This window comes from Enterobacter sp. 237C8 (assembly GCF_034106865.1).
GTDB classification, from domain to species: Bacteria; Pseudomonadota; Gammaproteobacteria; order Enterobacterales; family Enterobacteriaceae; genus Enterobacter; species Enterobacter asburiae_B.
Map to the genome: position 1 here is coordinate 1 of NZ_JAWNDF010000004.1, position 26228 is coordinate 26228.

At 54.3% G+C, this 26228-nt stretch carries 25 protein-coding genes; 8 read left to right on the plus strand and 17 right to left on the minus strand.

Translation table 11 applies throughout. The annotated features are described in order from the left end of the window. Nucleotides 1-409: 409 nt before the first annotated feature. On the minus strand, nucleotides 410-976 hold the full coding sequence (gmhB, locus tag USF70_RS13510; protein ID WP_029741186.1) for a D-glycero-beta-D-manno-heptose 1,7-bisphosphate 7-phosphatase: 567 nt from the start codon (nucleotides 974-976) through the stop codon (nucleotides 410-412). 188 nt (nucleotides 977-1164) lie between these two features. Here gmhB and metN point away from each other — a divergent pair, with 188 nt between their 5' ends. From metN to proS, 6 genes are all read left to right on the plus strand, one after another. Further along, nucleotides 1165-2196 (plus strand): methionine ABC transporter ATP-binding protein MetN, encoded by a 1032-nt coding sequence (metN, locus tag USF70_RS13515; protein WP_023310475.1) that lies wholly within the window; start codon nucleotides 1165-1167, stop codon nucleotides 2194-2196. Next, nucleotides 2189-2842, plus strand: coding sequence for a methionine ABC transporter permease MetI (locus tag USF70_RS13520; RefSeq protein WP_014168730.1), 654 nt, complete (start codon nucleotides 2189-2191; stop codon nucleotides 2840-2842). The genes metN and USF70_RS13520 overlap by 8 nt, the downstream gene beginning before the upstream one ends. A 40-nt stretch (nucleotides 2843-2882) precedes the next feature. Then, the gene (gene metQ / locus USF70_RS13525; RefSeq protein ID WP_014168729.1) at nucleotides 2883-3698 is read left to right on the plus strand and encodes a methionine ABC transporter substrate-binding lipoprotein MetQ; all 816 of its coding nucleotides are present in this window, start codon (nucleotides 2883-2885) and stop codon (nucleotides 3696-3698) included. A 106-nt stretch (nucleotides 3699-3804) separates the two neighbouring features. After that, the gene (gene rcsF / locus USF70_RS13530) at nucleotides 3805-4209 is read left to right on the plus strand and encodes an Rcs stress response system protein RcsF (protein WP_008501883.1); all 405 of its coding nucleotides are present in this window, start codon (nucleotides 3805-3807) and stop codon (nucleotides 4207-4209) included. Beyond that, nucleotides 4206-4913, plus strand: a complete 708-nt coding sequence (gene tsaA, locus USF70_RS13535) for a tRNA (N6-threonylcarbamoyladenosine(37)-N6)-methyltransferase TrmO (protein WP_023310474.1) — start codon at nucleotides 4206-4208, stop codon at nucleotides 4911-4913. The genes rcsF and tsaA overlap by 4 nt, the downstream gene beginning before the upstream one ends. Nucleotides 4914-5025: 112 nt before the next feature. Continuing rightward, nucleotides 5026-6744 carry a proline--tRNA ligase gene (gene proS / locus USF70_RS13540; RefSeq protein ID WP_087823345.1) on the plus strand — a complete coding sequence of 573 codons (1719 nt, stop codon included), beginning with the start codon at nucleotides 5026-5028 and terminating at the stop codon, nucleotides 6742-6744. A 46-nt stretch (nucleotides 6745-6790) separates the two neighbouring features. Here proS and nlpE read toward each other — a convergent pair whose 3' ends face one another. The 3 genes from nlpE to USF70_RS13555 are packed head-to-tail and all read right to left on the minus strand — an operon-like array spanning nucleotide 6791 to nucleotide 8488. Then, complete coding sequence (gene nlpE / locus USF70_RS13545) at nucleotides 6791-7489, minus strand: envelope stress response activation lipoprotein NlpE (RefSeq protein ID WP_069303685.1); 699 nt, start codon at nucleotides 7487-7489, stop codon at nucleotides 6791-6793. Nucleotides 7490-7523: 34 nt separating this feature from the next. Further along, nucleotides 7524-7946 (minus strand): alternative ribosome rescue aminoacyl-tRNA hydrolase ArfB, encoded by a 423-nt coding sequence (gene arfB, locus USF70_RS13550; protein WP_048978981.1) that lies wholly within the window; start codon nucleotides 7944-7946, stop codon nucleotides 7524-7526. Beyond that, nucleotides 7943-8488, minus strand: coding sequence for a YaeQ family protein (locus USF70_RS13555; RefSeq protein ID WP_033144678.1), 546 nt, complete (start codon nucleotides 8486-8488; stop codon nucleotides 7943-7945). The genes arfB and USF70_RS13555 overlap by 4 nt, the downstream gene beginning before the upstream one ends. Nucleotides 8489-8684: 196 nt before the next feature. Here USF70_RS13555 and USF70_RS13560 point away from each other — a divergent pair, with 196 nt between their 5' ends. Then, the gene (locus tag USF70_RS13560) at nucleotides 8685-8885 is read left to right on the plus strand and encodes a YaeP family protein (protein WP_006173580.1); all 201 of its coding nucleotides are present in this window, start codon (nucleotides 8685-8687) and stop codon (nucleotides 8883-8885) included. Continuing rightward, nucleotides 8872-9132 (plus strand): Rho-binding antiterminator, encoded by a 261-nt coding sequence (rof, locus tag USF70_RS13565; protein ID WP_008501890.1) that lies wholly within the window; start codon nucleotides 8872-8874, stop codon nucleotides 9130-9132. Before USF70_RS13560 ends, rof begins: the two co-directional genes overlap by 14 nt. Before the next feature lie 28 nt (nucleotides 9133-9160). Here the strand turns inward: rof and tilS are convergent, their stop codons facing one another. The 13 genes from tilS to rseP all read right to left on the minus strand — a co-directional run bounded on the left by tilS (nucleotide 9161) and on the right by rseP (nucleotide 26226). Continuing rightward, the gene (gene tilS / locus USF70_RS13570) at nucleotides 9161-10450 is read right to left on the minus strand and encodes a tRNA lysidine(34) synthetase TilS (RefSeq protein WP_087823347.1); all 1290 of its coding nucleotides are present in this window, start codon (nucleotides 10448-10450) and stop codon (nucleotides 9161-9163) included. 58 nt (nucleotides 10451-10508) lie between these two features. Beyond that, entirely contained in the window at nucleotides 10509-10898 is a 390-nt protein-coding gene (locus USF70_RS13575) for a VOC family protein (RefSeq protein ID WP_023334583.1), read from the minus strand. 65 nt (nucleotides 10899-10963) lie between these two features. Continuing rightward, nucleotides 10964-13096: a lysine decarboxylase LdcC gene (locus USF70_RS13580; RefSeq protein WP_320735703.1), complete on the minus strand. Its 2133-nt coding sequence runs from the start codon at nucleotides 13094-13096 to the stop codon at nucleotides 10964-10966. 100 nt (nucleotides 13097-13196) lie between these two features. Continuing rightward, a complete protein-coding gene (gene accA / locus USF70_RS13585) occupies nucleotides 13197-14156 on the minus strand; it encodes an acetyl-CoA carboxylase carboxyl transferase subunit alpha (RefSeq protein ID WP_023310466.1) in 960 nt (319 codons plus the stop codon). 12 nt (nucleotides 14157-14168) lie between these two features. Beyond that, on the minus strand, nucleotides 14169-17651 hold the full coding sequence (gene dnaE / locus USF70_RS13590; RefSeq protein ID WP_033144674.1) for a DNA polymerase III subunit alpha: 3483 nt from the start codon (nucleotides 17649-17651) through the stop codon (nucleotides 14169-14171). A 38-nt stretch (nucleotides 17652-17689) separates the two neighbouring features. Then, nucleotides 17690-18286 carry a ribonuclease HII gene (gene rnhB, locus USF70_RS13595; RefSeq protein WP_024907528.1) on the minus strand — a complete coding sequence of 199 codons (597 nt, stop codon included), beginning with the start codon at nucleotides 18284-18286 and terminating at the stop codon, nucleotides 17690-17692. After that, the gene (gene lpxB / locus USF70_RS13600) at nucleotides 18283-19431 is read right to left on the minus strand and encodes a lipid-A-disaccharide synthase (RefSeq protein WP_023334578.1); all 1149 of its coding nucleotides are present in this window, start codon (nucleotides 19429-19431) and stop codon (nucleotides 18283-18285) included. Before lpxB ends, rnhB begins: the two co-directional genes overlap by 4 nt. Further along, a complete protein-coding gene (lpxA, locus tag USF70_RS13605) occupies nucleotides 19431-20219 on the minus strand; it encodes an acyl-ACP--UDP-N-acetylglucosamine O-acyltransferase (RefSeq protein WP_023310462.1) in 789 nt (262 codons plus the stop codon). The genes lpxB and lpxA overlap by 1 nt, the downstream gene beginning before the upstream one ends. Before the next feature lie 3 nt (nucleotides 20220-20222). Beyond that, complete coding sequence (gene fabZ, locus USF70_RS13610; RefSeq protein ID WP_010426706.1) at nucleotides 20223-20678, minus strand: 3-hydroxyacyl-ACP dehydratase FabZ; 456 nt, start codon at nucleotides 20676-20678, stop codon at nucleotides 20223-20225. Nucleotides 20679-20780: 102 nt separating this feature from the next. After that, on the minus strand, nucleotides 20781-21806 hold the full coding sequence (lpxD, locus tag USF70_RS13615) for a UDP-3-O-(3-hydroxymyristoyl)glucosamine N-acyltransferase (RefSeq protein WP_032644136.1): 1026 nt from the start codon (nucleotides 21804-21806) through the stop codon (nucleotides 20781-20783). A gap of 3 nt (nucleotides 21807-21809) precedes the next feature. Beyond that, nucleotides 21810-22304: a molecular chaperone Skp gene (gene skp / locus USF70_RS13620; protein WP_032644135.1), complete on the minus strand. Its 495-nt coding sequence runs from the start codon at nucleotides 22302-22304 to the stop codon at nucleotides 21810-21812. Nucleotides 22305-22426: 122 nt separating this feature from the next. Continuing rightward, nucleotides 22427-24844, minus strand: coding sequence for an outer membrane protein assembly factor BamA (gene bamA / locus USF70_RS13625; protein ID WP_033144673.1), 2418 nt, complete (start codon nucleotides 24842-24844; stop codon nucleotides 22427-22429). Nucleotides 24845-24873: 29 nt separating this feature from the next. Continuing rightward, nucleotides 24874-26226 (minus strand): sigma E protease regulator RseP, encoded by a 1353-nt coding sequence (gene rseP / locus USF70_RS13630; RefSeq protein WP_320735704.1) that lies wholly within the window; start codon nucleotides 26224-26226, stop codon nucleotides 24874-24876. Nucleotides 26227-26228: the final 2 nt, after the last annotated feature.

Genomic DNA, 26228 nt, shown 5'->3' on the forward strand with positions numbered 1-26228 from the left:
CGCCAGCGTTCAATCTGAGCCATGATCAAACTCTTCAATTTAAGTTTGATGCTCGTGAATTAAACTTCGTAATGAATTACGTATGTTCACTCAGAGACTTGGTATTCATTTTTCGTCTTGCGACGTTAAGAATCCATGTCACTTTGAGTGCCCACACAGATTGTCTGATAAATTGTTAAAGAGCAGTGCAACACGGCTTTCGCTCACCGTTGCGAGGTGGCGTATATTACGCTTTCCTCTTTCAGAGTCAACCCGTTATTTCAGGGTTTTTTTCTTCAACCGAACCGGCTGTTGTGTGAAGTGATTCACATCCGCCGTGTCGATGGAGGCGCATTATAGGGGGCCGCCGAGGAATGACAAGCGGAAAAATGCATTTTTATTTCAACCGCTCATCTTTTCACCAAAAAGGCTATTTTTGGTGCTTTTTAATCTCTTTTGGCAGATCGGCCAGACTATTAATCACCCAATCCGCTGCATTTTCTGCTTCTGGCGTCACTGGCTTACCGGTGCGAACTAATATTTTGGTTCCTACACCCGCTGCGGCGGCTGCCTGCATATCTTCCAGTTTATCGCCCACCATATAAGAAGCAGACATATCAATGTGCAGGAACTCCTGTGCAGAGATGAACATCCCGGGATGCGGCTTACGGCAGTCACAGGTCTGACGATACGCTTCAACGGTTCCCTGCGGGTGGTGCGGACAATAGTAGATGCCGTCGAGATCCACACCGCGGTCGGCTAGCGACCAGTCCATCCATTCCGTCAGCGTCTCGAACTGCGCCTCGGTGAATTTACCGCGTGCAATACCGGACTGGTTCGTCACAACCACCAGCGCATAACCCATCTCTTTCAGCTGGCGCATGGCATCTATTACGCCCTCGATAAACTCGAACTCATCAATCTCATGAACATAACCGTGATCCACATTAATAGTGCCGTCACGATCGAGAAAAATTGCGGGTACTGATTTTGCCACCGGTTTGCTCCTGAAAAAGGCATGTTCGACTAGTATCTCATGAATCGCAGCGCAATAAAGTGCTCATCGTACAGAGTTGGATTGATTTAGACGTCTGGATGCCTTAACATCCGTTTTGTTTACGGTCATCACCCGTATCTGGCAGAAGAAAATGCCACGGCTAACTTACATACGATAAAAATAATCTAATGATTAAACTTTCCAATATCACCAAAGTGTTCCAGCAGGGGAACCGAACCATTCAGGCGCTGAACAACGTCAGCCTGCATGTTCCTGCTGGTCAAATTTATGGCGTCATTGGCGCATCGGGTGCAGGTAAAAGCACGCTGATTCGTTGTGTTAACCTGCTTGAGCGCCCAACCCAGGGCAGCGTAGAAGTTGGCGGCCAGGAACTTACCGCCCTCTCAGAGAAAGAACTCACCAAAGCGCGTCGTCAGATTGGCATGATCTTCCAGCACTTTAACCTGCTGGCTTCCCGCACCGTATTCGGCAACGTTGCCCTGCCGCTTGAGCTGGATAACACGCCAAAAGAAGAAGTGAAGCGTCGCGTCACCGAACTGCTCGATCTCGTGGGTCTGGGCGACAAGCATGATAGCTACCCGGCAAATCTGTCCGGTGGGCAAAAGCAGCGTGTGGCCATTGCCCGCGCGCTGGCAAGCAATCCTAAGGTACTGCTGTGTGATGAAGCCACCAGCGCACTGGATCCGGCAACCACGCGTTCGATTCTGGAACTGCTGAAAGACATTAACCGTCGCCTGGGCCTGACGATCCTCCTTATTACACATGAGATGGACGTGGTGAAACGCATCTGCGACTGCGTGGCGGTCATCAGCAACGGTGAACTGATCGAGCAGGACACGGTAAGTGAAGTGTTCTCGCATCCGAAGACGCCGCTGGCACAGCAGTTCATCCAGTCCACGCTGCATCTGGATATTCCGGAAGATTATCTGGAGCGTTTGAAAACCGAACCCGCAGCAGACAGCGTCCCGATGCTGCGCATGGAGTTCACCGGTCAGTCCGTTGACGCTCCCCTGCTTTCCGAAACCGCGCGTCGCTTTAACGTGAACAACAACATTATCAGCGCGCAGATGGATTACGCCGGTGGCGTGAAGTTCGGCATCATGCTGACAGAAATGCACGGCACACAAGAAGAAACCCAGGCCGCGATTGCCTGGCTGCAAGAACACCACGTAAAAGTAGAGGTACTGGGTTATGTCTGAGCCGATGATGTGGCTGCTGGTTCGCGGCGTTTGGGAAACGCTGGCAATGACCTTTGTCTCTGGCTTCTTTGGTTTTGTGATTGGCCTGCCGGTCGGCGTACTGCTGTACGTGACGCGTCCGGGTCAAATCATTGAGAACGCGAAACTGTACCGTACGCTCTCAGCGCTGGTGAACATCTTCCGTTCTATTCCCTTCATTATTCTGCTGGTGTGGATGATTCCATTTACCCGCGTGATCGTCGGAACGTCTATCGGTCTGCAGGCGGCCATTGTTCCGCTGACCGTGGGGGCTGCGCCGTTTATCGCCCGTATGGTGGAAAACGCCCTGCTGGAGATCCCAACCGGTTTGATCGAAGCCTCACGCGCGATGGGCGCAACGCCGATGCAGATCGTCCGCAAAGTCCTGCTCCCGGAAGCACTGCCAGGCTTGGTGAACGCGGCAACCATCACGCTCATCACGCTGGTCGGTTATTCCGCAATGGGTGGCGCAGTTGGCGCTGGCGGTTTAGGCCAGATTGGTTACCAGTACGGCTATATTGGATATAACGCTACCGTGATGAATACCGTTCTGGTATTGCTGGTTGTTCTGGTTTATTTAATCCAGTTCTCCGGCGATCGCATCGTCCGGACCGTTACTCACAAATAACGTTACACACAACACAAACTCTACGAGTTAAGGATAAAACATGGCGTTTAAATTAAAGACCTTTGCAGCAGTAGGCGCGCTGATCGGCTCTCTGGCACTGGTGGGTTGCGGTCAGGACGAAAAAGATCCAAACCACATCAAAGTGGGCGTTATCGTGGGTGCAGAACAACAGGTTGCTGAAGTTGCTCAGAAAGTGGCGAAAGAGAAGTATGGCCTGGACGTTGAGCTGGTGACCTTCAACGATTACGTTCTGCCGAACGAAGCGCTGAGCAAAGGCGATATCGACGCTAACGCCTTCCAGCATAAGCCATACCTGGATCAGCAGATCAAAGATCGTGGCTATAAACTGGTGGGTGTTGGTAACACCTTCGTTTATCCAATTGCCGGTTACTCTAAGAAAATTAAATCGCTGGACGAGCTGCAGCCGGGTTCTCAGGTTGCCGTGCCTAACGACCCAACCAACCTTGGCCGTTCCCTGCTGCTGCTGCAGAAAGTGGGCCTGATCAAACTGAAAGACGGTGTTGGCCTGCTGCCAACCGTTCTGGATGTCACCGAGAACCCGAAAAATCTGAAAATTGTTGAACTGGAAGCACCGCAGCTGCCACGTTCTTTGGACGATGCGCAGATTGCCCTGGCCGTGATCAACACCACCTATGCCAGCCAGATTGGCCTGACGCCAGCTAAAGACGGTATCTTCGTTGAAGATAAAGACTCCCCGTACGTTAACCTGATCGTGACTCGCGAAGACAACAAGGACGCGGAAAACGTGAAGAAATTCGTTCAGGCTTATCAGTCTGATGAAGTTTACCAGGAAGCCAACAAAGTGTTTAACGGCGGCGCTGTTAAAGGCTGGTAATCTCACCTCAGTGTAATATCATCAGGACGGGCTTATGCCCGTCTTGTCATTTGTGCAGTCAACTGATTCAATATCTGACGTTTTGATTATCCATTGAGGAACTATTATGCGTGCTTTACCGATCTGTCTTTTAGCACTCATGCTGAGCGGCTGTTCTATGCTAAGCAGATCTCCCGTTGAACCTGTTCAAAGCACGGCAACCCCGCCAAAAACCGAGCCTGCAAAACCGAAAGTGGTTCGCCCTGCGCCGGTTCGCATTATCACGAAAGCAGACGAACTCGTCGGTAAACCGTTCCGTGAACTGGGCGAAGTGAGCGGCGAATCCTGTCAGGCGACCAATCAGGACTCACCACCAAATATTCCGACAGCGCGTAAACGTATGCAGATTAATGCCGCAAAAATGAAAGCCAACGCGGTTCTGCTGCACAGCTGCGAAGTCACCAGCGGCACGCCGGGCTGCTATCGTCAGGCGGTTTGCATCGGTTCTGCGCTGAACATCACGGCGAAATGAGTGCATTTCAGTTCGAGCAGATAGGCGTTATCCACTCTCCTTATAAAGAGAAGTTCGCCGTCCCCCGCCAGCCCGGTCTTGTGACCAGCGGAAGCGGTGAGCTTCACCTGATTGCGCCTTACAATCAGGCCGATGCGGTACGCGGGCTCGAGGCTTTCAGCCATTTATGGGTGGTGTTCGTGTTTCACCAGACGATGGAAGGCGGCTGGCGTCCTACCGTGCGCCCTCCTCGTCTTGGCGGAAATGCGAGAATGGGCGTGTTTGCAACTCGCTCGACCTTCCGCCCAAACCCGGTTGGAATGTCGCTGGTTGAACTGAAAGGCATACGCTGCCAGAAAGATCGGGTGATACTGGAGTTAGGTAGCCTGGACCTGGTGGACGGCACGCCGGTAATCGACATCAAACCCTATTTGCCCTTCGCCGAAGCGCTCCCGGACGCGCGTGCAAGTTATGCTCAGGACGCGCCGCAGGCGGACATGCCTGTTTATTTTACGCCAGAGATAACCGCTCAGCTCGGTCAGCTGGAGAAACGCTATCCTCGCTTACGGGATTTCATCACTGAAGTTCTGGCACAGGACCCGCGTCCGGCCTACCGTAAAGAAGAGGAAGAAGGAAAAACGTACGCCGTCTGGCTGCTCGATTTCAACGTTCGCTGGCGCGTCACCGGGGCAGGTTTTGAAGTGTTTGCCCTTGAACCCAGGTAATTTTGTTCTCCTCTCTTTTGGCATCTTTGCCACACTGGTAAACTAAACCACTTTTTTTGTGTCAGGCTGGTGTTTCAGCCTGTTCCAATCGTCGAAATGGAACCGTAACAACATGCGTACTAGCCAATATCTGCTCTCCACTCTGAAGGAGACGCCTGCCGACGCCGAAGTGATCAGCCATCAGCTGATGCTGCGCGCCGGGATGATCCGCAAGCTGGCCTCCGGGTTATACACCTGGCTGCCGACCGGCGTGCGCGTCCTGAAAAAAGTCGAAAACATCGTGCGTGAAGAGATGAACAACGCCGGTGCTATCGAGGTGTCCATGCCTGTGGTTCAGCCCGCTGACCTGTGGCAGGAGAGCGGCCGTTGGGAGCAATATGGTCCTGAACTGCTGCGCTTTGTCGATCGCGGCGAGCGTCCTTTCGTTCTCGGCCCAACGCATGAAGAAGTCATTACCGACCTGATTCGTAACGAGCTGAGCTCTTACAAACAGCTGCCGCTGAACTTCTTCCAGATCCAGACCAAGTTCCGTGACGAAGTTCGCCCACGTTTCGGCGTCATGCGCTCTCGCGAATTCCTGATGAAAGATGCTTACTCTTTCCATACCTCTCAGGAATCACTGCAAGAGACTTACGACGCAATGTACGCGGCGTACAGCAAGATCTTCTCCCGCATGGGTCTGGATTTCCGCGCTGTGCAGGCAGATACCGGCTCCATCGGCGGTAGCGCATCCCATGAGTTCCAGGTACTGGCGCAGAGCGGTGAAGACGATGTGATCTTCTCTGACTCTTCAGACTACGCGGCGAACATCGAATTTGCAGAAGCGCTGGCGCCAAAAGAGCCACGCGGCGCGGCAACGCAAGAGATGACGCTGGTTGATACGCCAAACGCGAAAACCATCGCCGAGCTGGTTGAGCAGTTCAATCTGCCAGTCGAAAAAACCGTGAAAACCCTGCTGGTGAAATCTACCGAAGGTAGCGCTTATCCGCTGGTTGCCCTGCTGGTGCGTGGCGATCATGAGCTGAACGAAGTGAAAGCCGAGAAGCTGCCGCAGGTAGCCAGCCCGCTGACCTTCGCAACGGAAGCGGAAATCCGCGCCGTGGTGAATGCGGGTCCAGGTTCACTGGGTCCAGTCAATCTACCGGTGCCTGTTGTCATTGACCGCACGGTTGCGGCAATGAGCGACTTCTCCGCAGGTGCGAACATCGACGGTAAACATTACTTCGGCATCAACTGGGATCGCGACGTGGCGACGCCGGAAGTGGCTGACATCCGTAACGTGGTTGCAGGCGATCCAAGCCCGGACGGCCAGGGTACCCTGATGATTAAGCGCGGCATCGAAGTGGGTCATATCTTCCAGCTGGGTGATAAATACTCTCGCGCGCTGAACGCGGCCGTTCAGGGTGAAGATGGCCGTAACCAGATCCTGACCATGGGTTGCTACGGTATCGGGGTGACGCGCGTGGTGGCTGCGGCGATTGAGCAGAACTACGACGAACGCGGCATCGTCTGGCCGGACAATATTGCGCCGTTCCAGGTGGCCATTCTGCCAATGAACATGCACAAGTCTTACCGCGTGCAGGAGCTGGCCGAGAAGCTGTATGCCGAGCTGCGCGCTCAGGGTATCGAAGTGCTGATGGATGACCGTAAAGAGCGTCCGGGCGTGATGTTTGCCGATATGGAACTGATCGGTATCCCGCACACCGTCGTCATCGGTGACCGTAACCTCGACAGCGATGAGATTGAATACAAATACCGTCGCAACGGCGAGAAACAGATGATCAAGACAGGCGACATTCTTGATTACCTGGTGAAAGCCATCAAAGGCTAAACAAAAACCCCGCTCAGGCGGGGTTTTTTAATGGCTCAGCGTCGGCTTATTTACTGTTACAGTCTTTACCCGCAACAAACTTCGCGTCTTTATCTGCCACCAGCGTTTTCACCATCTCCCCGCTATCCGGGTTTGGCTCCAGCGTAAAGTGACCGTCAACCGTCAGCAGTACCGGCTTACTGTCATTGCCGCGTGCCACAGCGTAATCACGTTCAAGCTGCGCATTGTTTGCCACGCTGACCTTCCTGCCGGTTGCGCAGTCGGTAAAGATCGCCGCATCCGCCATATAGAAGTACATCCCCCGCATTGCCATCGGCGTGGCAGGCAGAGCCGCTTTTACCGGCGCCAGCGTGTAGTTGAACTGGGATTCAATCGGGTTGCCTTCGCGGTCAAGCATCTCCATTCCCTCACCTTTGGCGCGGAAAAAGGTTTTCTCACCGGAGGTATCCGTCAGGACCAGCTTCTCCGCCGTACGCGCCCAGGTTCCATAAGTGGCAAAAGAAGAAGGCTCTTTAGCGCCCTGATAGCGCTGATTCATCACCCAGGTGCCATCTTTTTGCAGGAACAGAGACGTTTCAATGCCTTCGCAGTCCGCGCAAGGCAATACGCCGCGCCAGCTTTGCTGCATCGGTTTTAATTCTTCCGTTTGCGTGGGTTGTAAAACCTGCGTTTCGGAGCGGTTGTTACACCCAAAAAGCGCAAACAGCGTACTCACTGCCAGCGCTGACCATAATGCTTTTTTCACAATGAATTCCTTATGAAAAGTGTGTTCCCTTTCGTCACTCTGTCGGGCGACGAACTTTACCGCGTAGTGCTTTCACTGTGGATTTTTGGGCCTTCGAGGACAACCGACGCTCTTTCGATGCGCGGGTTGGCCGCGTTGCCCGGCGGCTTTTTTGTACTGCCGTTAGCTCTTTGATGACCGCCACCAGCCTGGCTACCGCCGCTTCCCGGTTGAGCTCCTGGCTGCGGTACTCCTGGGCTTTGATCACAATCACGCCATCGCTGGTGATCAGGTGATGGCTGGCGGCAAGCAGGCTTTCTTTATAATACTCTGGCAGGCTTGAGGCCCGAATGTCAAAACGCAAATGGATAGCCGTCGACGCCTTGTTGACGTGCTGCCCGCCTGCTCCCTGCGCACGGATGGCGGTGATCTCCAGCTCGCTGTCAGGGATGCTGACGTTTCGGGACAAGACGATCATGACGCGGGTTGCCACGCCGTTAAATGAATTTCCAGATTATTCTGAGAATCAGAGAGCCAGATGGCGCCATCCTGAATCGTCGCCTGCAAAACCATGGTCCGGCTGGCAAATTCGCTCAACTGCGCCAGCTGCTCATCATCCAGATACCAGACCGTGAGATTTTTAAACTGTCCGCACTTGCTCTTGTTTTGCTGCCACCAGATCTCCGCAGCGCGCTGATTATACGCGAATAAGGCCACTTCAGCGGACTGGGTGCAGGCCTTCTTAATTCTGCGCTCGTCAGGTAGGCCGAGTTCGATCCACAAATCGATACCCAGATGATCGTTGCGCAGCCAGGCTTCAGGCTCGTCTTCTGCGCTTAACCCACGGGAAAACTGCAGACGCTCGTCGGCATACTTAATCCACGCCAGCAGGCGCAGCATCATGCGCTCCTGGGTTTCGGAGGGGTGGCGTGCCAGCGTAAGCGACGCATCGAGGAACTGGTTGCGATCCAGATCGGCCACATTGACCACTGCTTTATAAATTGTCGCTTTCAGCGCCATGAGAGAACTCCATTCGAATCAGGCGCACATTGTAGCGAAAACCGCGGCAAAAGGCTGTTACAGGGTGTTAAATACACCGCTATCAAGGCTCTGATATTGCTTAAATGAGTATGGTATAGTCACCTTGCTAAACCGAGTTTATCTTCGTAGGCTTAATGATATCTCACAGTAAGTCAGTGCGCTGGCGGGAGGGGATGTGAATAATTATTGTGAGTTAATTCGCAAACGGTATGCGGAAATCGCCAGCGGAGATCTGGGGTATATCCCGGACGCGTTGGGCTGTGTATTGAAGGTGCTTAATGAAGTGGCCTCTGATGAGAGCCTTTCAGAGTCGGTCAGGGAAAAAGCAGCGTATGCTGCGGCGAATTTACTGGTGAGCGATTATGTCGATGAATGATACTTATCAACCCATCAATTGTGATGACTATGACAACCTCGAACTCGCCTGCCAGCATCATTTATTACTGACGCTGGAGCTAAAAGATGGCGAAGTGTTGAAGGCGAAAGCCAGCGATCTGGTTTCACGAAAGAATGTGGAATACCTGATAGTGGAAGACGCCGGGGCGACGCGTGAGCTGCGTCTGGACAAAATAGCCAGCTTCAGCCACCCGCAAATCGGCACCGTCGTGGTGAGCGAATCCTGATGACACTAACGGGCAGCCTGGCTGCCCGTTACGCTTTCTGCCACTCAAAACGAACGCCCTCTTCTGACCACCCCTCTTCCGTGATGAACACCCCTGCCGCAGCGATAAGCGTTTCACCGTAGAACAGTAGCGGCGTGGTGTCGCGCAGCCACGGCGGCACGTTACACTCCTGCCATATTTTCTTCAGCTTCCGTCCCCCGTTGCGCCCGACGATATGCAGCAGGCCGCCAGCCTTAAAGCGCACGGTGACAGGTTCATCGGGCTTAGGCAGCCGCACATGACCAGACGACAGAAGAGAAACGCGTCCTGCCTCACAGGGCAATATCAGGGGCGCGTCAGGAGAAAGCCAGTCGAGCACCACATCGGTCAGCGAGGGCATGGATTTTATCCACCAGAGCTCCCCTTTATAACGTCTCACCTCAAAACCGTTCAGGTGGACGCACGGAGAAGCATCATCCCGCGCCAGTGCGACTTCGTCCCAGAGACGGCTCAGCATTGTCCTCGACGGCATCGCGGCGCGATGAAAGGCCAGCCAGCGCCGTAACAGCGCGGCGCGACGTACCGGGCTCATCGCTTTCATCGGTGCGATCGCCAACGCCCCGTCGGCAGAAATGAGTGCAGCCAGCTCGTCGCTCAACAGTTCATCCAGCAACGATTCCTGTTCGGCGCACAGCATGGCGCTTCTTGCCGTCGCGTCGGCGAAATGCGGCCAGCGCTCGCCTAAAAGCGGGAGGACGCGCAGACGCAGGAAGTTACGGTCATAGCCGTCATCCTGGTTACTCTCATCTTCGATCCAGTTCAGCTGATGTTCTCGCGCCCAGGCTTCCAGTGAGGCACGCGTCTCGCCAAGCAGCGGACGCAGTAACGTTGTGCCGGCAAATTCAGAACGCGTCGGCATGGCAGAAAGTCCCGCCGGGCCGCTGCCCCGCTTAAGGGCCAGCAGAAAGGTTTCACACTGATCGTCCAGATGCTGGGCCGTGACCAGCGCTTCTCCAGGACGTAACGCCCCGGCAAATGCGGCATAGCGGGCTTTCCGCGCCTGCGCTTCGATGCCCAGCCCCTCCTCCGCAAGCGTGACGCGCTCAACGATGAGCGGGATCGCCCAGGCCGCACACAAGGCTTCACAGTGCACCACCCACGCCTCTGCGTGAGGACTTAATCCGTGGTGAATATGCATAGCCCGAAGCTGGACGTCAGGTTCCCGATCGCGCCAAAGCTTAAGGCGATGCAGCAACACGGTAGAATCCAGGCCACCGCTAAACCCCACCAGCAGCTGGCGGTACGGTGAAACGGCTTGTGCGATAGCGGGTGAGGTCATAGGAGATTACACATAAAAAATGCCCGAACTGAGCGGGCATTATCACACAGGACAACCATTACTGCTGATAAAGCTCCAGCGGCAGGCCGTCCGGATCGTTGAAAAAGGTAAAGCGCTTGTCGGTGAACGGATCGACGCGTATCGCTTCGCACGTCACGCCGTGCGCTTCCAGATGCTTAACTGCGCTATCCAGGTCATCGACGCTGAAGGCAAGATGACGCAGGCCGCAGGCTTCCGGGCGGGAGGGACGCGCAGGCGGAAAAGGAAAAGAGAACAGCTCAATCACATATTGCCCGTTTAACGCCAGATCGCCCTTCCATGAATCGCGCTCCTCGCGGTAGGCCTCGCTCATGAGCGTAAAGCCCAGGATGTCGCAGTAGAAGGCCTTACTTTTCGCGTAATCGGTCGCAATGATCGCAATATGATGAACAGCTTTTAAACCCAGCATAGCTTCTCCTTTTTATGATGCCTGAACGTTACAACCGAAAACCCGCGCCTGGCAAGCGGTCACCCTTATTTTAGGACTCGCACCCAGTAAACGCCGCTCTCGTCGCGCTTCGCACCGTGGATATCCGTCTCAAAACCGGGATAGTGCCGCCCTACCGAACAGAGCATCAGCAGGAAATCAAGCACCGCCCGACTCTCTTCGGTAATCATCTCTCCCGGCATCAGGAGCGGAACGCCCGGCGGATAAGGCAGGATCATGTTAGCCGATACGCGGCCGACCAGGTTTTCCAGCTCGACGGTTTCGACCTCCCCTTTCACCTGGCGCTGCCATGCCTTGTGCGGGGTAAACTTCATCTCCGGTAAGACATCGAACGCCTGAAGCATCAGACGCGGCAGATCGTGCTGACGGATCAGCCTGTGGATCCCCTGGGCCAGATCCTGAATGCGCATATTTCGATAGAAGTCAGGATCCTCCGCGTAGAGATCCGGCAGCATGTTCTTCACCCGCAGGTTGAGATCGTAGGCGCGCTTAAACTCCATCAGGCCGCGCAACAACCCCATCGCGCGGGTTTTGTCGATCCCGATGCTGAACAGGAACAGCAGGTTATAGGGGCCGGTTTTCTCTACCACCACGCCACGTTCATCAAGGAATTTCGCGACCAGCGCGGCCGGAATACCTTCATCGCTCATCTTGCCCTGCTCATCCATGCCCGGCGTCAGGATCGTCACTTTTACCGGGTCGAGGAACATATGGTCGCTATCGGCATCCCGGAAGCCATGCCAGCCTTCGCCGGGCGAGACGGGCCAGCATTCTGCTTCATCAATCTCTTCCGGCTGCCAGATATCAAAGAACCAGCCGTCGGCTTCGTCTTTCAGCCGCTGCACCTCTTTACGGAAATGCAGCGCGCGTTCCACCGAACGATTGATGAGACGCTTACCGGGATTGCCGCGCAGCATCGCCGCGGCCGTTTCAATAGAGGCCACCAGCGGGTAGCTCGGCGAGGTGGTGGTGTGCATCATAAAGGCTTCGTTGAACGTGTCTTCGTCGTACTCGCCTTTGATGTGAATAAGCGAAGCCTGGGAAAACGCCGCCAGCATTTTATGCGTCGACTGCGTTTCGAAGAACACTTTCCCCGGCACCCGTTCACCGCTCATGCCGCTTTTGCCTGCGTAAATCGGATGGAAATTAGTGTAAGGCACCCATGCGGAATCGAAGTGGATCGACGGCACGTCCAGCGTCTGTTTGATCCAGTTCGTGTTGTACAGCAAACCGTCGTAGGTGGAATTGGTGATCACCGCATGGACAGGCCAGCTTGCGCCAGGAATTGCCGCGACCTTACTTTCAATGGCTTCGTGGGTGAACTCCCGGCGCGGAATGCCGCCAAGAATACCGAGCGCGTTACGCGTGGGCGACAGCCAGAGCGGTACGACGTCGCTCATCATCAGCAGGTGTGCCAGCGATTTATGGCAGTTACGGTCAATCAGCAAGGTGCTGCCAGCAGTCGCAGCGTACATCCCGACAATTTTGTTCGAGGTCGAGGTGCCGTTGGTCACCATATAGCTCTGCTCGGCGCCAAAGGTGCGGGCGATATACTCTTCGGCTTCAAGATGCGGGCCGGTGTGATCCAGCAGAGAGCCTAGTTCGGTGACTGAAATCGACACGTCCGCTTTCAGCGTGTTGCCACCGAAGAAATCATAGAACAGGCAGCCCACCGGGCTTTTTTGATAGGCCGTTCCCGCCATATGACCTGGCGTACAGAAGGTATATTTGCCCTCCTTCACGTAGGTGAAGAGCGCGCGGGTAAAGGGGGGTGTGATGTTATCGAGATATTCATTCGTGTATTGCTGAATGCGGGTCGCAATATCTTCCGCCACGCCGAGCGAATATTCAAAGAACCACAGCGCCATACGCATATCATTGGCGCTGACGTCCATGGTTGAGTGAGTATTAATAAACGCGTACAGCGGAAGGTATTCGTTCAGCTTGTTGATATCGCTGCACAGTTCGAGATCGTATTCGTCCCAGTCGAAGATCACGCCGCAGATACGCGGGTTATGCTCGATGAACTTAAGCAGGTCGGCGCTGTTGTGCGGCCAGATTAGCTGATACCCGCGTGACTGCAGGGATTGCTCCAGCTCCTTAATCGGCTCATCTTTATAAAAGACGCCGTGTGGCCCCATAATGGCAATGATATTCATGGGCTTCCTCCTTAAAAAACATTAGCTAAGCATAGTCCGGCTAAACCGCAGGTATAAAAAAAGCCGCAACATTGTGCGGCTTTTCAGATAATTGTGAAGCTTACGCGTAACCGTAGGTCATCAGACGCTGGTAGCGGCGGTTGAGCAGATCGTCTTTGCTCAGCACGTCCAGATCTGCCAGGTCAGCCAGCAGCTGCGCTTTCAGAGAAGCCGCCATTACTTCCGGCTTACGATGCGCACCACCCAGCGGTTCCGGAATGATGGAGTCGATCAGCTTCAGCTCTTTCAGGCGTGGCGCAATGATGCCCATTGCTTCTGCAGCCAGCGGCGCTTTGTCGGCGCTTTTCCACAGAATGGACGCACAGCCTTCCGGGGAGATAACGGAATAGGTGCTGTACTGCAGCATATTCACTTTATCGCCCACGCCAATCGCCAGCGCACCGCCGGAACCACCCTCACCGATGACGGTACAGATGACCGGCACCTTCAGACGAGACATCTCGCGCAGGTTGCGCGCGATAGCTTCAGACTGACCGCGCTCTTCCGCGCCCACGCCAGGGTATGCACCTGGGGTGTCGATGAAGGTGATGATTGGCATGTTGAAACGCTCAGCCATCTCCATCAGACGCAGGGCTTTACGGTAGCCTTCTGGTGCTGGCATACCGAAGTTACGACGGATTTTCTCTTTGGTTTCACGACCTTTCTGATGACCAATGATCATCACCGGGCGTCCGTCCAGACGCGCGATACCACCAACGATAGCTTTATCGTCAGCGTATGCGCGATCGCCTGCCAGTTCGTCAAATTCGTCAAACGCCAGGCGGACATAATCCAGGGTGTACGGACGCTGTGGATGGCGAGCCAGCTGGGCCACCTGCCATGCGCCGAGATCGGCAAAGATTTTGCGCGTCAGCTCTACGCTTTTCTCGCGCAGACGATGCACTTCTTCGTCGATGTTAATATCCAGTTTTTCATCCTGACGGCTTACCGCTGTAAGAGAATCGATTTTCGCTTCCAGCTCAGCAATCGGCTGTTCGAAATCAAGGAAATTCAGACTCATAGTATTCCTGTATTAGTCAAACTCCAGTTCCACCTGCTCCGAACCAATGAGGCCACGGAGATCGTTCAGTAAACGATCGCTCGGAGAGACACGCCACGTTGCACCAAAGCGCAACCGCGCACGTGCATCCGCCCTCTGATAGTAGAGATGTACTGGAATTGTCCCCGAGCGGTGGGGTTCCAGAGACTGACGGAGTCGGTTTAAAAGCTGGTCATCAATTTGCCTGTCCGTCAGCGAGATAGCAAGCCCGCGAGCATATTTTTCCCGGGCTTCGTCAATGTCCATCACTTCGCGGGCGGTCATTTTAAGCCCCCCACTGAAGTCATCAAAGCTGACCTGTCCGCTGACGATAAGTATGCGGTCTTTTTCCAGCAATTGCTGGTATTTATCCAGCGCGTCGGTGAACAACATCACCTCCAGACGCCCGGAACGGTCATCCAACGTACAGATGCCGATACGATTGCCGCGCTTGGTGACCATAACCCTTGCGGCAATCACGAGCCCCGCAGCCGTGGTGATTTTACCACGTTCTGTCGGATGCATGTCTTTAAGCCTGTGGCCGCCGACATAGCGCTCAATTTCTTTGATGTACTGGTTGATCGGGTGCCCCGTCAGGTACAAGCCTAAGGTCTCACGCTCCCCATCCAGTACCACCTGTTCTGGCCACGGCTGGCAGTTGGAATAAGATTGCTCGATCTGCTCTGGCTCTTCCGCCAGCACGCCGAACATATCCGCCTGACCAATGGCTTCCGCTTTTGCGTGCTGATCCGCCGCTTTCAGGGCGTCGCCGAGGGAATTCATCAGCGCGGCGCGGTGCGGCCCCAGCCTGTCAAACGCGCCGGACATGATCAGTTTTTCCAGCACGCGACGGTTCAGTTTTTTGGTATCGGTACGGGCGCAAAGATCGAACAGCTCGCGGAAATACCCGCCGTTGTTACGCGCTTCGATGATCGCCTCGATCGGACCTTCGCCCACGCCTTTGATCGCGCCGATCCCGTAAACGATCTCTCCGTCGTCGTTAACGTGGAAGTGGTAGAGCCCTGAGTTAATATCCGGCGGCAGGATCTTAAGCCCCATGCGCCAGCACTCATCCACCAGGCCAACCACCTTCTCGGTGTTATCCATATCGGCCGTCATTACCGCCGCCATAAATTCAGCAGGATAGTGCGCTTTCAGCCACAGCGTTTGATACGACACCAAAGCATAGGCGGCGGAGTGGGATTTGTTAAATCCGTACCCGGCGAATTTCTCCACCAGGTCGAAGATTTTCATCGCCAGCTCGCCGTCAACGCCGTTTTTCTTCGCCCCGTCTTCAAAGATGGAGCGCTGCTTGGCCATCTCTTCCGGCTTTTTCTTACCCATCGCACGACGCAGCATGTCCGCGCCGCCGAGCGTATAGCCGGAAAGCACCTGAGCAATCTGCATGACCTGTTCCTGATACAGGATAATGCCGTAGGTTGGCTCCAGCACCGGCTTCAGGCTTTCATGCTGCCACTGAACGTCCGGGTAAGAAATCTCTTCGCGACCGTGCTTACGGTCGATAAAGTTATCTACCATCCCTGACTGCAGTGGGCCCGGACGGAACAGGGCGACCAGTGCGATCATATCTTCGAAGCAGTCGGGCTGCAGGCGTTTAATCAGATCTTTCATGCCGCGGGATTCAAGCTGGAAGACGGCCGTCGTCTCCGAGCGCTGCAGCATGTCGAAACTTTTCTTGTCATCCAGCGGGATGGCGGCAATGTCTATCGGCTCAAGGCCCTGCTTTTCCCGGCGTGGGTTGATCATCTTCAGCGCCCAGTCGATGATCGTCAGCGTACGCAGGCCGAGGAAGTCAAACTTCACCAGCCCGGCGTATTCTACGTCGTTCTTATCAAACTGAGTAACCGGATGCTCACCCGCTTCATCGCAGTAGAGCGGCGCGAAGTCGGTAATTTTGGTCGGGGCGATAACCACGCCCCCCGCATGCTTGCCGGCGTTACGCGTGACGCCTTCCAGCTTACGCGCCATGTCGATCAGTGCTTTCACTTCTTCGTCAGCTTCGTAGATTTCCGGCAGCTGAGGTTCGGCTTCAAACGCTTTTGCCAGCGTCATGCCCGGATCGGGCGGCACCAGCTTCGAAATACGATCGACAAACCCGTACGGGTGGCCCAGCACGCGGCCGACGTCACGAATAACCGCCTTCGCCGCCATCGTACCGAACGTAATAATCTGCGAAACCGCGTCACGGCCGTACATATCGGCGACGTGCTCGATCACCTGGTCACGTTTCTCCATGCAAAAGTCGACGTCAAAGTCGGGCATGGAGACACGTTCCGGGTTAAGGAAACGTTCGAACAGCAGGTCGAATTCCAGCGGATCGAGGTCGGTAATTTTAAGCGCATAGGCCACAAGCGATCCTGCACCGGAGCCACGCCCCGGTCCGACCGGAACGCCGTTATCCTTCGACCACTGGATAAACTCCATTACGATCAGGAAGTAGCCCGGGAAGCCCATCTGGTTGATTACCTGGAGTTCAATATCCAGGCGTTCATCGTACGGCGGCCGCTTCTCTTTGCGAACGGCCTCATCCGGGAACAGGAATTCCAGACGCTCTTCCAGACCTTCCTTTGATTTCACGACCAGGAAATCTTCCGTGGTCATGTCACCCGTCGGGAACTGCGGCAGGAAGTATTCACCGAGGCGGACGGTAACGTTACAGCGCCTGGCGATCTCTACGCTGTTTTCCAGCGCTTCGGGGATATCAGAGAAGAGTTCACACATCTCCTCCTCGCTGCGCATGTACTGTTGAGCGGAGTAATTACGCGGCCGTTTCGGATCGTCGAGCGTGAAGCCATCGTGGATCGCCACGCGAATTTCGTGAGCGTCAAAATCTCCCGGCTCGAGGAAGCGTACATCGTTTGTCGCGACGACGGGCAGCCCGCGTTCTTCCGCAAGTGCGACCGCCGCATGGAGATAGCTCTCTTCGTCCTGGCGACCGGTGCGGATCAACTCCAGATAATAACGATCCGGGAAATACTCCTCATAGAACGAGACGCACTGATCCACCAGCGCGCTATTGCCGCGCAGCAGACATTTACCGACATCGCCCATACGGCCGCCAGAGATCAGCAGCAGCCCTTCGTTCAGCTCAGCCAGCCAGTCCCTGTCGATCCACGGGCCCAGCGCACCATATCCGCGCTGATAAGCTTTTGAGATAAGCAGAGTGAGGTTTTGATAGCCCGTGTTGTTCATCGCCAGCACGGAGATTTGCGTCATTTCATCGCCGACGAGATCGCTCTGGACATGAAAATCTGCACCGACGATAGGCTTCATTCCCGCACCGTGCGCCGTTCCGTAGAACTTCACCAGGCCACACAGGTTGGTAAAATCGGTGATCGCCAGCGCGGGCATGCCAAGGGAGGCAGCCTTTTTTACCAGCGGCCCGGTCTTCGCCAGCCCATCGATCATGGAGTAGTCGCTATGCACCCGCAGGTGTACGAAACGTGGTTCAGCCATCTTCAGATTCCGCGTTACTTAATTGCTTGCGTATTGATTCAGGACACCCGTCCCAGCGCGCGTTTCACCGGGCCAAAACTGCGCCGGTGGTGTTCGGTTGCGCCATGTTCAGCCAGCCTTTCCAGATGGAAAGGTGTGGGATACCCCTTATGCTGGGCGAAACCATACTGAGGATAAGTGAGGTCCAGCGCGGCCATTTCGGCGTCGCGCGTCACTTTGGCAATGATAGAAGCTGCGCTAATTTCTGCGACCCGACTATCGCCTTTGACGACCGCCATTGAAGGCATGGGCAATGCCGGACAGCGGTTGCCGTCAATCAGGACATATTCCGGGGAAATTTTCAGACCTGCTACCGCACGCTGCATCGCCAGCATCGTGGCATGCAAAATATTCAGCTCGTCTATTTCATGCGGTTCAGCGCGCCCCAGGCTCCAGGCCAGCGCCTTCTCCTGAATCTCACTGAACAGCGCCAGACGGCGTTTTTCAGACAATTTTTTTGAGTCGTTCAGCCCGATAATCGGGCGAGCCGGATCGAGGATCACCGCGGCAGTCACCACAGCCCCGACCAACGGGCCACGACCCACTTCGTCCACGCCCGCCACAAGGCGAGTGTGAGGATAAACAAATTCCATCATTTTGCTAACTCCAGCACCGCATCAGCCGCTTGCTCATCAGCATTACAGCGGATCAGTTGATGCAGTTCGCGGAAGGTATCGTGCATCTGGTGGCTGGTCTTGCCGTTGGCGAGCAGCGGCAGTAGTGCATCGGCAAGCGCCTGCGGCTGGCACTCATCCTGCAGCAGCTCTTTCACCAGCTCGCGCCCGGCAAGCAGGTTTGGCAGGGAGACATAATCCGTTTTAACCAGACGTTTTGCCAGCCAGAAAGTGAACGGCTTCATGCGATAACCGACCACCATCGGGCATTTCGCCAGCATGCATTCCAGCGCCGCCGTGCCGGAGGCCAGCAGCGCGGCATCGCTCGCATACATCGCTTCCCGCCCTTTCCCGTCCAGAAGACGGACGTGAAGATCCGGGGCGACTTCCGCTTTGATGCGCTCAAACTGCTCGCGGCGTTTCGCATTTACCAGCGGAACAACCACTTCAAGATCCGGATAGGTCTGGCGAAGAATTTGCGCAGTTTTGAGGAAATCGGCGCTCAGCATCTCAACTTCTGCGCCACGGCTGCCCGGCAGCAGTGCCAGACAGTGCACATCGTGCGGGATGCCCAGCGCGTCGCGCGCCGCGTTTTTATCCGGATCCAATGGCATCGCATCCGCCATGGTATGACCGATAAAACGGCACGGAACATTAAATCTGTCGTAAAACGCTTTTTCGAAAGGCAGGAAAGCCAGCACCAGGTTGGTGGACCGTCCGATTTTGAAAACGCGTTTCTGTCGCCACGCCCAGACGGACGGACTGACGTAGTGAATTGTTTTGATACCCTGCTTTTTCAGATTCCCTTCGAGGGTAATGTTGAAATCAGGTGCATCAATACCGACAAACACATCGGGTTTGAGTTCGGTAAAACGGCGGGTGAGATCGGCGCGGATGTGCAGCAAACGGCGTAGCCGTCCCAGCACCTCGACGATGCCCATCACGGCGAGTTCTTCCATTTCATACCAGGCTTCACAGCCTTCGGCCTGCATCAGCGGGCCAGCAACGCCGACAAAGCGAGCATTGGGTACACGCGCCTTAAGCGCGCGAATGAGACCGGCACCAAGAATATCGCCGGAGGTTTCTCCGGCGACCAGGGCTATCGTAAGCGGACGACTGTCGACCATTAACGAATCAGACCCCTTGTTGAACGGTCAAAGAATTCCATGAACGCGTTCACTTCCGGGTGCTTATTCGCCAGCTCGGCAATTTCCGGCTTCGCCTCTTCCAGCGTTTTACCGCTACGGTACAGCAGTTTGTACGCGTTGCGGATGGCAGTAATCGCTTCGCGACTAAAACCACGACGCTTGAGGCCTTCGATGTTCACGCCAAACGGCGTGGCATGGTTGCCCTGCGCAATCACATAGGGTGGGACGTCCTGCGCCACACCGGAGCATCCGCCAACCATCACGTGCGCACCAATGATGCAGAACTGATGGACTGCGGTCATGCCGCCAATAATTGCGAAGTCATCAACCGATACGTGTCCTGCCAGCGTTGCGTTGTTGGCAAGAATACAGCGGTCACCCACGGTACAGTCGTGCGCGATGTGCGCATTAACCATAAACAGGTTATCGCTGCCCACCTTCGTCAACCCACCACCCTGTACTGTTCCACGATGAATAGTGACGCTTTCGCGAATACGGTTACGATCGCCAATTTCCAGACGGGTCGACTCACCAGCATATTTCAGATCCTGGTTAACTTCGCCGATGGAAGCGAACTGATAGATCTCGTTATTGCAGCCAATGGTCGTGTGACCATTCACGACAACGTGAGATTTCAGTACTGTACCCTCACCAATTTCGACATGGGGTCCAACAATACAAAACGGGCCAATGTGGACGTTAGCGCCAATGATGGCACCGGTTTCCACAATAGCGGTAGGATGAATAAAGGCGGATTTATCAATCACGTATCAGGACTCCCGGCTACGAGCACACATCATCGTCGCTTCGCAAACAACTTTGCCGTCAACCAGCGCTACGCCTTTGAAGCGAGTCAGGCCACGACGCGTTTTTTCAAAAGTGACTTCCATGATCATCTGATCACCAGGCACGACAGGGCGCTTAAAGCGCGCTTCATCAATACCCGCGAAGTAATACAGCTCACCTGGCTCCAGTTTGCCAACGCTTTTAAACGCCAGAATACCGGTAGCCTGAGCCATCGCTTCCAGAATCAACACACCCGGGAAGATAGGCTTACCAGGGAAGTGTCCCTGGAAAAACGGCTCGTTCACGGAAACATTTTTCACTGCGCGCAGAAAACGACCTTCTTCAAAATCCAGCACACGGTCTACCAGCAGAAACGGGTAGCGGTGCGGCAGAAGTTCTAAAATCTCTTCAATATGCAGAGTATGAGTGTCAGTAGTCAAAATACTCTTCCTGTCAAAATGTACTGATAACAATAATAACACGGCCTGCCGGTTTATTAGAAAGCCGACAGGCCGGGAAAAATAGCGTTCAACGGATGACGCTTAATCTTGTTGATCGATCTTACGCTCAAGAGACTTGAGGCGCTTGCTCATATCATCAATGTTCATCACCAGAGCTGCTGTTTTACGCCATACCTTGTTGGGTTGTAGCGGAATACCTGAGGAATAGACGCCAGGTTCAGTGATAGGACGCATTACCATGCCCATTCCCGTCACAGTCACCTTGTCGCATATTTCCATATGGCCATTAATAACGCTCGCGCCGCCAATCATGCAATAACGGCCAATTTTCAGGCTGCCTGCCATGATGACGCCACCCGCAACCGCGGTATTGTCGCCAATCACGACGTTATGCGCAATCTGGCACTGGTTATCGATGATAACACCATTGCCAATGATCGTGTCGTCAAGCGCGCCACGGTCAATGGTGGTACAGGCGCCGATCTCTACGCGATCGCCAATAATAACGCGACCAAGCTGCGGGATCTTAACCCAGTTACCACGATCGTTAGCGTAACCAAAGCCATCAGAACCAATAACGGTGCTGGACTGGACGAGGCAATTTTCGCCAATTTCAACATCATGATAAACGGACACATTGGCCCATAAACGGGTCCCGGCGCCGATTTTCGTATTTTTCCCAACGAAGCAGCCCGGGCCAATGACGACGTTATCGCCCAGCACAACGCCGGATTCGATAACTGCATTCGCGCCAACGGCGACGTTGTTACCAAGCCTGGCCGTCGCATCAATCGCTGCACTGGCCGCAATGTTCTGGGCCGGCTGCGGCGTGGTATCAAGAATTTGAGCCATGCGTGCATACGTCAGGTAGGGGTTTTTCACTACCAGCGCGCTTACAGTGGCAAATGGAAGATCGTCCTGCGTCAGTACAACAGCTGACGCCTGGCATTGAGCCAGTTGCTCACGGTACTTAGGGCTTACCATGAAGGTAATCGTGCCAGCTTTAGCAGATTGCATGGACGCAACAGCGGTGATGACGATATCGCCATCACCGTGTAATTCTGCATCCAACTGCTGAGCTAAATCAGCCAGTCGAATTGAAGGCATTACTTATTTAACCTGTTTCAGAACATCAGCAGTGATGTCTTTAACATCTTTGCTGTTATAAGCAACGGCGTTCGCATCTACAACCAGATCGATACTCTGATCGGCAGCCACTGCTTTAACAGCAGTCTGAATGCGAGTTACCAGCTTGCCGCGTTCTTCGTTAGAACGACGCTGACGATCCTGCTCGAAAGCCTGCGCTTTCTGGGAGAACGTCTGGCGCTGAGCCATTACGTCTTTTTCCAGCTTGCTACGGTCGCTTGCTTTCATGGTAGAACCATCACGCTGCAGACGCTGCATTTTGGACTGAAGATCGTTTTCCATACCCTGCAGTTCGCTTGCACGGCCTTTGAATTCGTTTTCCAGAGTCGCAGAAACACCCGTTTTCTGTGCAACCTGCTGGAACAAATTACCCATGTTGACGATTGCAATTTTGTCTGCTGCCTGAGCAGAAGTTGCCATCGCTAAACCGAGACCTGCAGCTAATAACCACTTTTTCACAATTAACTCCTTACCATCCCATTGGCACCAGAAGGTACCGTTCTTTGCGTGGCAAGGCGACCGTGTAACCGATCGCCAGTTGTCAGCGCTACACTGCCAACGCATTCCTTTGCAGCGGATTATTACCAGGTTTTACCAATGTTAAACTGGAATTGCTCCGCTTTGTCTCCATCATATTTCTTAAACGGCTGGGCGTAGGAGAAGACCAACGGCCCCAGCGGTGACATCCATTGTAATGCGATACCGGCAGACATGCGAATATTGCTCGGATCGCTGTAGTCAGGAATGCCTTCTGCGCGCATCTGGGCAGTATTCTGCCAGTTGGTATCCCACACGGTACCGGCATCCCAGAAGAAGGACGTACGGACCGAGTTCGCATATTTATCACTGATAAACGGCGTTGGCGTGATGAACTCCAGGCTGGCAACGGCCATGGCGTTACCGCCCACCGCGTCATTGGAGCTACAGACTTCTGACGAGGAAGACTTATCACAGTTATCTTTGTCGTTTCCGCCGTAGTAAACCGCTTTCGGACCAATGTTGTTGGACTGGAAACCACGAACGGTGCTGGAGCCACCCGCATAGAAGTTTTCATAGAACGGCAGTTCTTTGCTACCCAGACCATCGCCATAGCCCCAACGGGTACGACCCAGAACCACCCACTTATGATCGTCATCGATCGGGAAGTAGGACGCGGTATCCAGCGTGACCTTATAGAACTCGTTATCGGAACCCGGCACGGTAACTTTACCGTTCAGGTTGACGCGAGAACCTTCCGTTGGGAAGTAACCACGGTCGAGACGGTTATAGGTCCAGCCGTAGTTAAAGGTGAAGTCATCCGCCGCGAAGCCATTGTCATTACCATTTTTACTGGTTGACTGGCCGATAGAGTCCAGATAACGCCACATCGCCACCTGCGGTTGCATGTTGGACAGGTCGTTATGCACGTAACCCAAGCCTGCACGCAGGGTGTTGTATTCGTTAACCGGGAAGCCAAGCGTACCGTCTACACCGTAACTCTTGTTGGTGTATGAAGACAGGTCCGCGTCATCTGCTTTAAAGTCGTTATAGAAGATACGACCGCCCAGGCTCACACCGTCTACGGTGAAGTATGGGTTAGTCACAGAGAACTCAGAGTAGGTCTGGTAGTCGTTTTTGGTGCCGTTAATACCGACAGAGTAACCCGTACCCAGCCAGTTATCCTGCTGTACGCCGACCTGGAAGCTGACGCCGCTTTCAGTACCGTAACCCACACCGAAGTTGAAGCTACCGGTGTTGCGCTCTTTCACTTTATAAACGACATCAACCTGATCCGGGCTGCCCGGTACGCGCTGGGTATCGGTATCCACCGTTTCAAAATAGCCCAGACGGTTCAGACGCTCTTTACCCTGATCAACGAGGTCGCTTCCCAACCATGCGCCTTCCATCTGACGCATTTCGCGACGCAGAACGGAATCTTTGGAGGTGTCGTTACCGACGAAGCGGATCTTACGCACGTAGAAACGGTTGCCCGCATCAACATTCACGTGCAGCTTAACGGTTTTATCCGCGTCATTGATTTCCGGCTGAGTCTGTACGCGCGGATAGGCATAACCGTAGCGGCCGAGCAGCTTCTTAATGCTGTCTTCCATTTTGGTTACCTTGGAACCGCTATACAGATCGCCCGGCTGAATTTTGGTCAGCGATTCGATTTCAGCAGAATGCCCCGCCAGGTTACCACTCACTTCAACACCAGAAAGCTTGTACTGCTCGCCTTCAGTGATGTTAACCGTAATGTAGATACCTTTCTTGTCCGGAGTCAGACTGACCTGAGTCGAGTCGATGTTGAAACGCGCATAGCCACGATCGAGATAGTAGCTGCGCAGGGTTTCGAGGTCGCCCGCCAGTTTCTGTTTCTGGTATTTGCGATCGCCCACCACGTTCCACCATGGCACTTCATCGCGCAGCTGGAAGGTGGAGATCAGTTCGTCGGTGCTGAACGCGTGGTTGCCGACAATGTTGATCTGCTGGATCTTCGCAGAAACACCTTCCTGGAAGACCAGCTTCAGGTCAACACGGTTACGTGGCAGCGGAGTGACAACCGCTTTCACGCTGGCGCTGTATTTACCGACGCTGTAGTAGAAGTCTTCCAGACCTTTTTCAATGTCTGAAAGGGTTGTGCGGTCCAGGGACTCACCCACACGAACACCAGATGCTTCAAGGTTCTGCTTGAGCATGTCATCTTTCACCGACTTGTTACCGGAGAAAGTGATACTGGCGATCGTCGGACGTTCTTTTACCTGTACCAGCAGCGTATCACCATCGCGCAGGACGCGGACGTCCTCAAAGTTGCCGGTGGCAAACAGAGCACGGATGGTGTTACTGATATCATCATCATTAACCGTATCGCCGGGGCGTACAGGCATACTGAGGAGGGCCGCACCAACGGCGACACGCTGGAGGCCTTCGAAATGAATGTCTTTCACTACGAACCCGTCAGCACCGTATACGGTGGCGCTGCTAAACAGCAGCGACGCTATGAGCAACTTTTTCATCGCCATCGTTATTATGCGTTCTTCCTAACACTCTCTTACAACCGAGAGAAATCATTGAAAAGTGCAAGCCCCATTAACAGCACCAGCAAAATCGAGCCAATGCGATAACTAAAGTCTTGAACTCGCTCGGATACCGGTCCGCCTTTTAGCTTTTCAATCGCCAAAAACAGCAGATGACCCCCGTCTAAAACGGGAAGCGGGAACAGGTTGATTATCCCAAGGTTCACGCTAATGAGCGCGAGGAACATGAGATAGTAAATCACCCCGAATTCCGCTGACATCCCAGCCCCCTGAGCAATCGAAATTGGCCCACTGAGGTTGTTCAGTTTCACATCACCGGTTATCAATTTCCCCAACATGTTGACCGTCAGCTTCATCAGTTGCCATGTTTTATCCGTGGCTTCAAGGATGGCGCTGAACGGCCCATACTGGCGTATTGTCTTGTACTCATCTGGCAGCGGGATCACTTTTGGCACAACGCCTGCAAACCCTTCTGCCTTTTTGCCGACCGACTTCGTATCCGGGATCAGCGTCAGCGAAAGCGGACTGCCCTGCCTTTCAACTTCCAGCGCGAGAGACGTTCCCGGATTATCGCGCACCAGAGTAACAAAGGTCATCCACTCTGTTAATGGTTGACCATCGACTTTAACGATCCTGTCGCCCGCTTGCAAACCCGCTTTGCTCGCCGCCGAATTTGCCTGTACTTCGGCTAATACCGGCTCAATCTGCGCGCCGCGTGGACGAATGCCCAGCGCAGCGACGGGATCCTCTTTGTCTGGCTCGAAACGCCAGTGACGTAAATCGAGTACTTTGTCCTGACGCGTATCTGAACCAAACGGCGATACGCTGATGGTGGTCTGCGCATCGCCAATTTTGGCTACCAGCTGCAGTCGCACGGCATCCCAATCAGGGGTTTCGATGCCATCAATCGCTTTAAGTTCCATCCCGGATGTAATTTGCGCACTCGCCGCGATGGAATTGGGGGCAATTTCACCCACCACCGGACGTACGCCAGGGACGCCGATGATAAACACCAGCCAGTAAGCGAAAATCGCAAAGATGAAGTTGGCTACCGGTCCGGCAGCAATGATGGCGGCGCGTTGTCCAACGGTTTTATTGTTGAATGCGCTGTGTCGCAGCTCAGGAGCGACAGGCTCGACGCGTTCGTCGAGCATTTTGACGTAGCCGCCCAGCGGGATAAGGGCGATGACAAATTCCGTGCCGTGGCGGTCGGTGCGCATCCAGAGTGATTTACCAAAACCGATGGAAAATCGCTCTACGCGCACGCCACAGCGGCGAGCAACCCAGAAATGGCCAAATTCATGCACGGTAATCAGTACACCCAGTGCAACAATGAACGCCGCCAGATTCCAGAGAATGCTCAGCATAA